This window comes from Campylobacter sp. CNRCH_2014_0184h (assembly GCF_025772985.1).
In the GTDB taxonomy this organism is placed as follows: Bacteria; Campylobacterota; Campylobacteria; order Campylobacterales; family Campylobacteraceae; genus Campylobacter_D.
In genome coordinates this window covers 52,137-65,000 of sequence record NZ_JAKMTB010000006.1, presented here as the reverse complement: position 1 = coordinate 65,000, position 12,864 = coordinate 52,137, and the positions used below count along the sequence as shown (strand labels likewise).

General features: G+C 28.5%; 9 protein-coding genes. 4 read left to right on the top strand and 5 right to left on the bottom strand.

Annotated elements, in window-relative coordinates; genetic code table 11:
• Window positions 1-2: 2 nt before the first annotated feature.
• From frr to L8X36_RS06505, 3 genes are all read right to left on the bottom strand, one after another.
• Complete coding sequence (gene frr, locus L8X36_RS06515; protein ID WP_039668941.1) at window positions 3-560, bottom strand: ribosome recycling factor; 558 nt, start codon at window positions 558-560, stop codon at window positions 3-5.
• Between the two features lie 12 nt (window positions 561-572).
• Window positions 573-917 carry a preprotein translocase subunit SecG gene (gene secG, locus L8X36_RS06510; protein ID WP_012662194.1) on the bottom strand — a complete coding sequence of 115 codons (345 nt, stop codon included), beginning with the start codon at window positions 915-917 and terminating at the stop codon, window positions 573-575.
• 102 nt (window positions 918-1,019) lie between these two features.
• Window positions 1,020-1,721 (bottom strand): Bax inhibitor-1/YccA family protein, encoded by a 702-nt coding sequence (locus tag L8X36_RS06505; protein WP_263683127.1) that lies wholly within the window; start codon window positions 1,719-1,721, stop codon window positions 1,020-1,022.
• Window positions 1,722-1,881: 160 nt separating this feature from the next.
• On the opposite strand from L8X36_RS06505, the gene L8X36_RS06500 reads away from it, so the two are divergent.
• Entirely contained in the window at window positions 1,882-2,520 is a 639-nt protein-coding gene (locus tag L8X36_RS06500; protein WP_263664047.1) for a carbonic anhydrase, read from the top strand.
• Window positions 2,517-4,388: a mechanosensitive ion channel family protein gene (locus L8X36_RS06495; RefSeq protein WP_263683126.1), complete on the top strand. Its 1,872-nt coding sequence runs from the start codon at window positions 2,517-2,519 to the stop codon at window positions 4,386-4,388. The genes L8X36_RS06500 and L8X36_RS06495 overlap by 4 nt, the downstream gene beginning before the upstream one ends.
• Here the strand turns inward: L8X36_RS06495 and L8X36_RS06490 are convergent.
• Both L8X36_RS06490 and L8X36_RS06485 read right to left on the bottom strand, forming a co-directional pair.
• A complete protein-coding gene (locus L8X36_RS06490; RefSeq protein ID WP_263664049.1) occupies window positions 4,385-4,699 on the bottom strand; it encodes a hypothetical protein in 315 nt (104 codons plus the stop codon). The genes L8X36_RS06495 and L8X36_RS06490 overlap by 4 nt on opposite strands.
• 31 nt (window positions 4,700-4,730) lie before the next feature.
• Entirely contained in the window at window positions 4,731-5,093 is a 363-nt protein-coding gene (locus L8X36_RS06485; RefSeq protein ID WP_263664050.1) for a hypothetical protein, read from the bottom strand.
• 100 nt (window positions 5,094-5,193) lie between these two features.
• Here L8X36_RS06485 and L8X36_RS06480 point away from each other — a divergent pair, with 100 nt between their 5' ends.
• Together L8X36_RS06480 and pbpC are read left to right on the top strand one after the other, a co-directional pair.
• Complete coding sequence (locus L8X36_RS06480) at window positions 5,194-10,479, top strand: MG2 domain-containing protein (protein WP_263683125.1); 5,286 nt, start codon at window positions 5,194-5,196, stop codon at window positions 10,477-10,479.
• Complete coding sequence (pbpC, locus tag L8X36_RS06475; protein ID WP_263683124.1) at window positions 10,476-12,680, top strand: penicillin-binding protein 1C; 2,205 nt, start codon at window positions 10,476-10,478, stop codon at window positions 12,678-12,680. Before L8X36_RS06480 ends, pbpC begins: the two co-directional genes overlap by 4 nt.
• The last annotated feature ends 184 nt before the right edge of the window (window positions 12,681-12,864 follow it).

The following is a 12,864-nucleotide window of genomic DNA, read 5'->3' as shown; positions in this document are numbered from 1 at the left end:
TATCAAACCTTTAAAAGTTCTGCTTCTTTATTTTTAACTAATTCATCTACTTTTGCTGTGTAATTATCAGTTTGTTTTTGAACCTCATCATAAGCTTTTTTGGCTTCATCTTCTGAAATTGCTTTATCTTTTTCTAATTTTTTAACCGCATCATTTGCGTCTTTTCTAATGTTTCTAATGGCTACTTTAGCCTTTTCTCCCATAGCTTTGGCATTTTTAGCATTTTCTTCTCTTTGTTCTCTTGTCATAGGTGGAAAGAATAATTTCACACTTTCACCATCATTGTTTGGATTTACTCCTATATTTGCTGCAGCTATGGCACTTTCTATAGCTTTTAGCATTGATTTTTCCCAAGGAGTAATGCTTATGGTTGAAGCATCGGTTGCTAAAACTGTTGCTACCTGATTAAGCGGGGTTGCACTACCATAATAATCAACATGAATATGATCAAGTATGTTGATATTTACTTTACCAGTTCTTATAGTGGTAAAATCTTTTTTTAAGGCCTCTAAGCTTTTATCTGATTGTTGTTTTTGTTTGGTATAAATTTCATTTAGCATGGTTTATCCTTTTTATTTGCTAGTGTTGCTTTCGCTAATTGGGGCACTTGGTGCAACTGGAATGTTAGTTGTGTTTGTCTCAGGTGCTTTTGGTAAAATTTGTTCTGCTTTTTCAGCAAGTGAGTTAGAATTAGCATTATTATACATATAGCTAAGAGCAATTGTATTAGCAATAAGTAAAACACCCATTACAAAAGTAAATTTAGCTAAAAATCCCGCAGGACCTTTTGCTCCAAATAAACTTTCATTACTTCCACTATAAGCTCCAAGTCCTATGCTTGAACTTTTTTGTAATAAAACTGCAATACAAATAATTACAACAATTGCAAATTGCAAAATAATTAAAAGAGTAGTCATGAATTTTCCTTATTGAAAATAAAATGAGTATTTTAACTTAAAAAGTTTGATAAAAACTTGAAAGAGGTAAAGAAAATTTGCGAGAAAAAATCTCGCAAATTTTTATCTGCTATTAAAGCTTCTTAAAATATTAAGAAGAGAGATGAAAAGGTTGATAAAATCAAGATAAAGAGCAACTGCGCCTTCGATTGGTGTTTCATAGTTTCCTCTAATGATGTTTTGAGTATCATAAAGGATGTAAAAAGAAAATAAAATCGCACCAATACCAGAAATAACTAAACTTACAAGTGAGCTTTGGAAAAATAGATTAATTAAAGAAGCCACTACGATAACGATTAAAGCTATAAAAAGCATTTTTCCCATCATAGTAAAATCTCTTTTTGTATTCATAGCAAATACACTTAAAGCACCAAAAGCTACTGTTGTTAAAGCAAAAGCTTGAGCGATGATGCTAGCCCCTGCAGGAAGTGCTAAAACTGAATATAAAAGTGGTGTTAAAGTAAGCCCTGAAACAAAAGTAAAGGCAAAAAGTAAAATTAAATTAAGCGGAGCTTCTCTTTTTTTCCATTGTAATGCAAACAATAAACCAATTTCAACAACAAATAAAATCCAAAAAGTTGCTTGAGATTGTGCAAATAAATGCGCTAGAGCAAAAATTCCTATGTAAGCGCCCGCTGTTGCAGCTAATAATGAAGCAGCAAAAAGCTGATAAGTTTGTTTTATAAAAATGCTTAAATCACTTCTAGCATAACCTTCAAATTCTTGAGTTTTAGAGTTAGAATAATCTCTATCATAAAGACTCATTAAAATCCTCCAATAATTTTTAAAACCAAAATTTACAAAAAAAAGATAAATGAAAGATTAAAACTACATAAAAATATAACAAAAAATAAATTTATTGATTTGGTTTAAGTAAAAATAATTTTAGTATAATGTCTTGTTAAAATACAAAAAAGGACTATTCTTGAAAGACTTGATCGATGGTGCTTTAAAATTTATGCAAGAAGATTTTAAAGAGCACGCAGAGCTTTTTGAAAGTTTAAAAAACAAGCAAAATCCTCATACGCTTTTTATAGGTTGTGCTGATTCAAGAGTGATACCAAACTTAATCACTAATACAGGTCCAGGCGAGCTTTTTGTTGTAAGAAATATAGGCAATATCGTTCCACCTTATAGAGTCGGGGATGATTTTTTAGCAACTACTTCAGCTATTGAATATGCTTTTAATTCTTTACATATAAAAAATATTATAGTTTGCGGTCATAGTAATTGCGGAGGCTGCGCGGCTTTATATGCAAACGAAAATGATTTAAAAAATATGCCTAATGTCAAAAAATGGCTTACTTTGCTTGAGCCTATAAAAAATAAGGTTTTAAAGATTGCAGGTAGTGATTTAGCTATGCGTTCTTGGATGACTGAAAAAATGAATTTGGTAAATTCTTTGCAAAATTTATTAACTTATCCAGGCGTTGAAGAAGCTTTAAATAAAAAAGAAATTGAACTCCATGCTTGGTATTACATCATAGAAACGGGTGAAATTTATGAGTATGATTTTAATTTTGAAAATTTTGTTTTAATTCAAGAGAGAGCGAGAAAACCATGAAAAAGATTTTTAGCATTATTTTGCTTTTTTTATTTGTTAATGCTTTATATGCACAAGAAAAAAACGCTTTAGAGGATAAAAATAGTATTTTTGCCCTAGTGCAAAATTACATAGAGCTAAATTTACTTTTAGAAAGTTTTAAAAATAGTGATACAAATAGCAGTGAATTTCAAGATAATATTAAAGAAATAGAAAAACAAAAAGCTGCAATTTTAACTACTTTACCTTTAAAAATGGTATCTCAAAAAATTGATGATAAAGAGGCAAAAGACTTTTTACAAACTAAAAATGCTTTGCAAAAAAGTGTTGAAAATGCTCAAGCTAGGAAAAGATATTATGATTATGTGGATAATAAAATTAAACTTTTAAATTTAACCTCTGCAGAACATTTTTACCTATGCATCTTTGAATTAGAAAAAGTTTTTATCGAAGGAGCACAAAGTCAGACTATAAGAAGCATTATTGATAAAAGTATTGATGTGCTTAAAGAAGATATGGTTTTTAATTTTACCTTAGATAAAGAAAAAATTAATGATATTACTCAGCTTAGAACCTTAGAAATCAATGAAAATAATTTAAGAAATGCTATTAAATCTTATAATGAAATTTTAGTTTATCTAAGAAACAATGCTAGTTTGCTTGAAACTAATTTTTTATTTACAGGTTTAGGCTTGCAAAATGCAATTAATTATATCAATGAACAAACTTCTATTAGTAGCGTAAATCTTGGAAAAATAGTCATTTCTATCGCTGTAATTGTCTTTTTTTATTCTTTGAAGTTTTATCTAGCAAAGATTTTATATTTTATACTTATACGTTTGTTTGGAAAAAATTCAGCCAATATGGAGATAAAAACTCATTTTCTAGAAAAACTTCAAGGGCCAGTGGGTTGGTTTTTATTTGCTTATGCTATAGGAATTTGTTTTACTATTTTTTACTATCCTGCACCTGTTGATATAAGAATTAGCAATATTTTATCTATTGCTTATGTTATTTTAACTGCTTGGCTTGTGATAAATATCTTTGATAGTTATGGCATGGTGATTGTTGCAAAGCTTGCTGAAAAAAGTGGTAAGCGTGAAGTGGTTAATTTGATTATTAAAATTTTATATTTTATCATTATAGTAATAGCTGTTTTATTTGTTTTAGCGCATTTAGGATTTAATATTTCAGCATTAATTGCGTCTTTAGGTATTGGTGGTTTGGCGGTGGCATTAGCAGCTAAGGATATTATCGCAAATTTCTTTGCTTCTGTGCTTTTGCTTTTTGATAATAGTTTTAATCAAGGCGATTGGGTGGAAATTTCAGGTATAGAAGGAACCATAGTAGAAATTGGACTTAGAAAAACCACTATTAGAACTTTTGATAATTCTTTAGTATTTTTACCAAACTCAACCATCATGGGAACAAATATAAAAAATTGGAGCAAAAGAAAAATAGGACGCCATGTAAAATTATTTATCGGTGTCACTTATGATGCAAGACCTGAGCAACTTGAACAATGTGTAGAAGATATAAGATATTTATTAGCTACTAGTCCTTTGATAGCCCAAGTTGATGATAGTGCGTTAAATCATGGCGGAACACGCGCTAGATACAGACAAAATTTAGTTTCAGTAAATGACTTAGAAGGGTATAAAAATAACACTTATGTGGCTGTGAGTGGTTTTGGCGCAAGTTCTATTGATATAGAAGTGTATTTTTATACCAAAGCAGTAGATGCAGGTGGTTTTAGAGAGGCAAGACAAAGTATTTTGCTTGAGTTAATGAAAATTGTTGAAAGAAATAAACTCAGCTTTGCTTTTCCTTCGCAAAGTCTTTATATAGAAAAAATCAATAAAGAAGACAAAGAAGAGCTATTATCTTAATAAGCTCGTCTTTGATCATCGCATTCAACTATAATTTTTTCAGCGATGATAATACTTCCATTTTTACTGCCTTTAATTTTAACAAGGCTTCCTTTTTTTAAATCTTGTACATTAGCTTGTTTTTTATTGCTTCCAAAAATTCCACAACCATAAACATCAATACGTGTTTGGGGTAAAATTGTGATGATTAAATTATTATCAAAACTTGTTTGAATGCTTATTGTGTGAGCGGTGGTATTTTTTAAGATGCCTTGAACTTTATAAGCAAATGCAAAAGTGCTAATGCAAACTAGTATAAGAAAAAAACGCATTAAAATAACTCCTTTTTAGGAGTTATTTTGCTTAATAAGCTCTTTTTTTGCATTCGATTTTGATTTCTTTAGCAGTTATATTTTGAACTTGATTTGGTGTTTGTGGATTTGGTGTTGTTTGAGCATAGCCATGGAAAACTTCAGCTTCTATAAAAGTTCCTACTTTTAAATCTCTAAAAGTGCCGTATTTATCCATACCAAAAATACCACAATCATCCATATCAATTTCAGTATTTGGTAGAATTTTTACATTCATTTTTTGACCGTAAGTGGTGTCAATTAAAATAGTTTTTGCACCATCATTTACATCTACTATCACTCCATAAATTCCATCTGCATAAGCAAGACTTGAAAGACCTAAAACTGTTAATAATGTAGCGATTTTCTTTTTCATTTTTTCTCCTTTATTTTTTATGCAAGAATTATATAATTTTTTGAGTGAAGCAAGAGTGAATTTAGATATAATTTAAAAAATTTACTAAAATGAGGTATTTATGAGAGGGTTTTTACATTGTTTTTTTGCATTTTTGCTTGCAAGTTTATTGTTTGCTTGTTCTAAAAATGAAGATAAAAGCTCTGCTATAAGAGCTTATGGTTTTAATGAAAACACGCAAAGTATTTTTATAGAGTTTAATACTAATATTATTAATCAAGAAATAGGCGTTATAAAAGAAAGAGAAATTATTGTTAATAATCAAAAGACAAAAGTAAAATATGAGCTTGAAACACCCACAAGATTAAATATTTTTACAGCTTTAAAAGCAAATCAAGCATATGATATTTTTATAAACTTAAATGATATTTTAGCAAATGAAAAAGTGCAATTAAAAGTCCAAACTCCTTTTGAAAAACTAGATATTAAAGGATATTTTCAAAATATTTCAAATGATGAGAGTGTATTGCTTTTAAATATTCAAAGTTTTTATATTCTTAATAAAGATGAATTGTTAAAAGCTATTAAAATTACTGCACAAGAAAAAGAAATTCAAATAGATAAAATCATTATCCAAGGTGATATAGCAAGTATATATTCTAAAGCACTAAGTATCAAAAATACTAATACCAATGTAAAAGTAGTTTTTGATAAAGAAATTTTAGGTTTAGAGAAAAATATAGATTTAGAGTATATTTTGCTTGCAAAGAGCGAATTTGTTTTTCAAAATGCAAATATAGTTAATAAAAACATAGAATTGCTTTTTTCTCAAAATATTTCGCAAGATCAAAATTTAAAAGAATTGATTTTTATTACCCCAGAAGTAGATTTTAAAGCATTAGCTTTTGGAAATAAAATCAAACTTACAGGTGATTTTTCTCCAAATAAAACTTATGAAATTCAACTTGCTCAAGGGATTAAAAGTGCTGATGGAATTAGTACAAAAGAAAATTATAAAACTCAAGTAAGTTTAAAAGACTATGAGCCTGCTATAAGTTTTACAAATCAAGGAGTGTTTTTATCTAGCAAGGCGAGTAAAAAAATAGCTTTTAAGAGTATGAATATTAAAAAGGTTCGTTTGGAAGTTTATCAAGTATTTTCAAATAACTTAAGTGAATATTTAAGATATAAAAATCTTCAAGGTGCTAAAAATTTAAGCGATTATGATAGTGATATTTTTTTAGAGAGTGATTATACTAGTGAAATAGTGTTAAAAAAAGATTTTGATATAAAAAATACCAAAAATCAGTGGCAAGAAAATGAAATAGTATTAGATGGTTTAAAAGATTTAAGCGGTGTGTTTATAGTCAAGCTTTATTTTAAAGAAGAAGATGTTGATTATGTTTTTGATGAGGGAATGGAGAGTTGGAAAAAATATAGATTTTTTAACCAAAAAGCAAAAGTAAGTAAGAACTTAATTTTTTCAGATATAGCTTTGATTGCTCAAAATTTAAATAAAAAGCTTTTTGTAGATGTGAGAGATTTTACCACGCAAAAGGCTTTAGGTGGGGTTAAGGTTGATGTTATTAGCAAAAGCAACCAAGTTTTAGCTTCTAAAATGAGTGATGATAATGGTTTGGCTGTTTTTGATGGTATTGATGAATCAAAAGCTTTATTTATCATTGCTTCAAAAGATAAACAAGCTTCTATCTTGCGCTTGAGTTCACCTTTATTATATGATGGTTTTGATGTAGATGGTTTTGATTTAACTTCTCAAAATAAAGTATTTATTTACACAGAAAGAGGGGTTTATAGATCAGGTGATGATATCCATTTAACTATGGTTGCAAGAAATGATAAAGGAGTTGTTAATCATCCTATATTTTTAAGTTTTTTTGATCCACGTAATAAAAAGCTTTTAGATAAAATCAAGCTTGAACCTTTGAGTAATGGAGCTTTTTATAAAAAGATTTCACTTGATCAACAAGCTTTAAGTGGAGTGTATTTAGCTAGGGTTGAATTTGCAAATATGGTTTTTGATAAAGAAATTTTAGTACAAAATATAGTGCCAAATCGTATAAAAGTATCCATGCAAGCTCCAAAAAGTATAAAAGAAAATGAAAAATTAGATTTTAATATTAGTTCAAAATATCTTTTTGGAGCACCAGCAAGTAATTTGCAATATCAAGCTGATTTATTTGTAAGTAAAAAAGAATATAAAAATTCAAAATACCCAGAATACATTTTTTCAAATCCTAGTGTTTTAGTACAAAAATATCAAGATAATTTAAAAGGTATGTTAGATGAAAATGGCTTTACAAAGCAAGAATTTACTTTAAATGACTTTTTAAAAAATACCCCATATAATTTAGAAGCTAGCATAAGGGCTAGGGTTTTTGAAAAAGGCTCAAGATCGGTTGAAGCGCTTGTAAATTCACAAGTAATATTGCATGAGTATTTTGTAGGTATTAAGCGTTTAAAAAATCACTATTTAAGCTCGGGTTCTATTATCAATTTTGAAGCCATTGTGAGTGATTTAGATGAGAATTTGATAGCAAATAGGGAGATTAAATATACTATTTATGCAAATGATTATTCTTGGTGGTGGGATTATGATAATTATGATGATTTTTTAAAATCACTCAAAAAAGATAAAAACACACAAATCATTACTCAAGGAAGTATTTTAAGTAAGGATAAACCGGTTAAAATAGAATTTGATCCAAAAGAATATCATGGTGAAATGTTCATAGAGCTTGAAGATGTACAAAGTAAAACAAGCACAGGAGAGTTTTTTTATATTAGTAGTTTTGGTGCGCCAAGTAATGCTGATATAGTGAGTTCTTTAAAAATAAAAAGTGATAAAAAAGAATACAAGCCAAATGAAATAGCTTTTATAGAATTTGAAAGTGTTAAGGGTGCAAAAGCCATTGTTACTTTAAATGATAATGCAAAGGTTTTAAAACGCTTTGTGATAGATACGCATGAAGATATTACAAAGGTTGAAATTCCTATTCTTAAAGAATATATGCCAAATGTTTATGTGAGCGTGATTTTACTTCAAGATTATGATCAATACACTAACGATAGAGCCTTAAGACTTTTTGGTGTGGTGCCTTTAAATGTAGTAGATGAGCAAAGTAAAATCGAGCTTGATTTAAAAGTACCGGATAAAATCATGCCAAAACAAGATTTTGAAGTAGAAATTCAAAGTAAAAACAAGCAAAGTTATACTTATACTGTAGCTATTGTAGATGAGGGCTTGCTTGATGTGAATGCTTTTAAAACCCCAGATATTTGGGAATATTTTTATCAAAAAATTCGCTTTAATATGAGCATATATGATACCTATGATAAAATCATTGCTAAAAATATTTCTAATGCTTCTAAGGTATTAACTACGGGCGGTGATGTTTTCTTAGAAAGTAGAGCAAATAAAAGCAAAAATGATGAAAAAGCAAGACGCTTTAAACCTGTTGTATTGTTTCAAGAGCCAGTACAAAGTGATGAAAATGGTTATGCAAAATTAAAATTTAATATGCCATCATACTTAGGTTCGGTTAGAGTTATGGTAGTGGCAAACAACTTAGCAGGTTTTGGTAGTGCTTCTAAAGATATCCAAGTTAGCGCACCTGCTGTAATGCTTGAAACTTTGCCAAGGGCTTTAAGGCTTGATGATGAGTTTAAGCTTTTGGTGCAAGTATTTAAAGTAGATGATGATGTAAAAAATGCAAAACTTAAACTAAAAACAAAAAATTCACTCATAAATTTTGAAAACGATGAAATTTTAATTGACTTTGGTAATGAAAAAAGCAAAGATATTTATGTTAATGCAAAAGTAAATTCAAACAAGCTTGGAGTAGAAGAAATAGAGTTAAGTTTAAATGCAAAAGATTACACCTATACTCAAAATACTCAAATTGACATAAAAGCGCTAAATACCATTACTTATGAGGGTAAATCTTTTAAAATTCCTGCAAATACCTCTATGGAGTTTAAAATCACACAAGATTATATTAATCCAGTGGCGTTTTTAAGTGTGAGTTCTAAGCCTATTTTAAATATAAATCATAGATTAAAATACTTGCAAAATTATCCTTATGGATGTATAGAGCAAAGCACTTCAGCAGTTTTACCACAACTTTTTTTACAAAAACTTGATCAAGGAGCAAATGAGCAAAAAAATATTAACAATATCAATGCATTGTTAAGTAAATACGCAAATTTCCAAACTGCTAATGGTGGCTTTGCTTATTGGCAAGGACTTAAAGATTCTGATGCTTGGGGAAGTAATTATGCGGGTATGTTTATGATTTTGGCTAAAGAAAGAGGCTATTATGTGAGTGAGGGAATGTTTAAAGCATGGCTTGATTATCAAAAACGTTATGTTTTAAAAACTCAAATAAATAAAGAAATTAGAATAAATTCTTTATATCTTTTAGCTTTAGCTAAAGAGCCAAATTTAAGCATAATGAATGCCATTTATGAAGATAGTACTTATTTGCAAAGCCTAAATAATGTAAGTCTTTGGCAACTTAGTGCAGCTTATAAATTAGCAGGTTTTGATGAGGTAGCTTTAAATATAGCTAAAAATTTAAGCACAAAGCCTGATGAAAAAGCTAATTATACTCACACCTATGGATCTTTTCTAAGAGATGAAGCTATTATTGCAAATGCGTATAAAATAATCTATGGTAAAGATAATGATGAATTATTAGATGATATTAAAAAAACTTTAGAAAGCCAAGCTTGGCTTAGTACTCAAAGCACAGGTTATGCTTTATATGCTTTGGCAAATAGTTTTAGTGATGAAAACTCTAAAACTATCAATGCAAGAGTAAAAATTAATGGTGAGGATAAAAAGCTCAATACGAGTTTTTCTAAATTTGAGTTTAATCAAGGCAGCGCTTTGATAGAAGCTAAAGAAGATACTTATGTACATTTTGGAGTAGAGGGTATTAAAAAAGGTATTGCCGAGCCTTTTGCGCAGCGTATGTATATAGAAAGAAGTTTTTATGATGAAAATGGAAATGAAATAGATGAAAGTGCTATAAAAAGTTCTCAAATTTTTTATATGAAATTAAAAATATCAAATAAAAATTATCCAGGCGCTTCTAATATAGTTTTAACTCAAATTTTACCAAGTGGATGGGAGATAGTGCATGATCTTTTAGATGATGAAACTCCTGATTTTGTGAAAAATTCTTATTATGATTTTGTCGATATAAGAGATGATAAAATCATGTATTTCTTTCCTTTGTATTCTGATGAATCAAGAGAATTTTTTGTGAAATTAAGTGCTGTTACTCCGGGTGTTTATACTTTGAGTGGAGCTTATGCTGAAGCAATGTATGATAATGCTTATAAAGCTTTAAGTGAGAGTAAAAGAGTCAAAGTAGTGCAGTGAAAATCAAAATAAGCCTTGCAATATGCTTTTTAAGCCTATGTTTTTACATAGGCTTAGTTTATTTTAGTTTTGATAGCAAGGATTTATTTAAAGGCACTTATAGCAAGGTTTTACTTGATAAAAACAAAGAAATTCTTAGTGTATTTTTAGATGCTAATGAACAATGGCACTTAGAGAGTGATTTTATACCACAAAAATTAAAAAGTGCAGTTATTTTATATGAAGATAAAAATTTTTATTCTCATTATGGAGTAGATTTTTTAGCACTTATAAGAGCTTTTAAAAATAATCTTTTTTCAAGTAAAAGAAGTGGTGCAAGTACAATTTCTATGCAAACAATCAAACTTCTAGAGCAAAATAAACGTACATATTTTAATAAATTTAACGAAATCATCAAAGCTTTTGCTTTAGAAAGTGCTTATGAAAAAGATGAAATTCTAAAGCTTTATTTAAACAATGCCCCTTATGGAGGAAATTTAGTAGGTGTTGCAAGTGCGGGTTTGTTTTATTTTGAAAAAGATTTAAAAGATCTTACTTGGAGTGAAGCAGCCTTGCTTTCTGTGCTTCCTAATAATCCAGGTTTGATTAATCTTGAAAAAAACAAAGATAAGCTTTTAAAAAAACGCAATGTTTTGCTTGATAGGCTTTTTGAAAAGGGATATTTTTCTAAAGATATTTTAACTCTTGCAAAGGCTGAAAAACTTCCTAGTTTTAAAACAAGGAAAAACTTGGCTCCACATTTAGCGCGTAGACTTTTAACTGATAAAGAAAAAATTGTTTCTAGTATAGATAAAAAAATTCAAATCAAATTTGAAGAAAAAGCTAAGGAATATTCTTATAAATTAGAGCAAAAGGGTATAAAAAATTTAGCCATATTATTAGCAGATACCAAAACAAATAAAGTTTTAGCTTATGTAGGATCTAATGATTTTTATGATTTTGCAAGTTTTGGTCAAGTTGATGGGGTTATTGCAAAGCGTAGTGTGGGTTCAACCTTAAAACCTTTGCTTTTTGCTTTTGCTATAGATGAGGGGTTTATAGTGCCTGAATCTTTAATGCTTGATGTGCCTACATATTTTTCTAATTTTGCTCCGCAAAATGCAAATAAAAAATATCATGGCCTTATTAGCGCAAAAGAATCTTTGCAAAAATCACTTAATATCCCTTTTGTAAGCTTGCTTGCAGAATATGGGTATGAGAAGTTTTTTTATAAACTCAAAGATATTTTAGATTTTGAAGATGAAAATTTTAAAAAATACGGACTTTCTTTGATTTTAGGTACAAAAGAATTGAGTTTAGAAGATATGGTAAAAATTTATCTAGGGCTTGGAAATTATGGAAATTTTAAAGAGCTTTTGTATGAAGAAAATACATTTACTAAAAAAGATAAAAAACTTATTAGTGATGGAGCAAGCTTTTTAACCTTACAAACCTTAAAGGATTTAGATAGAGCAGGTTTAAGACAATATGATTTTAATACTATCATCTCTTGGAAAACAGGTACAAGTTATGGTAGAAAAGATGCCTGGGCTATAGGAACTTCTCCAAAATACACTTTAGGAGTATGGGTTGGAAATTTTAATGGCGAAGCAAATGCAAATTTATATGGTGTGAGTATAGCAGGAGAATTGTTTTTTGAGCTTTTAGCTTTACTTGAGGGAGTTAATTTAGAATTTGAAAAATCTAGTGATTTGGTTACTATAAAGATAGAAAATCAAACAGGGTATAGATATGATTATAAATTTGATTTTAAAGAGGTACTTTACCCACAAAGTGCAAATGTTTTAAGGACTTCGCCATTTTTAAAAGAAGTTTTTATGTATAAAAACAAAGAAGTTGATTCTTTAGATGAAAATTTCATCCATGCAAAGAAAAAGATTATATTAAATTTACCTTCTAATGCACAAGCGTTTTTTGCAAAAGAAAGGCAAAATTTGCAAAATTATAATCAAAATTTAAAAATTATTTATCCATTAAATAATCTTAATATCATTTTACCAAAAGATTTAAAAGGTTCACAAAAATTATTAATAAAGCTTACAAATCCTAGAAAAGAAAAGCTTTTTTGGTATTTAAATCAAGAGCTAATTTTCGAAGGTAAGGAAGAATCTTTGGCCTTAAATTTAAAAAAAGGTAAATATACTCTTAATATTATTAGCGAAAATGGACAAAGTGATTTTGTAACTTTTAATATATTTTAAATATAAATAGTAAAAAATACTAACTAAAAATCCATTACCCCCCCCCCTATTTTATAGTATTTTAAGCGATAAAAAATAAAAGTAATTATAATTCTTATAAAATAAATAAAAATAAAATAATTTTTTATATTTTTTTAATAAAAATTATTTATAATAACAAGAATATTTTACCACTTAATATCTA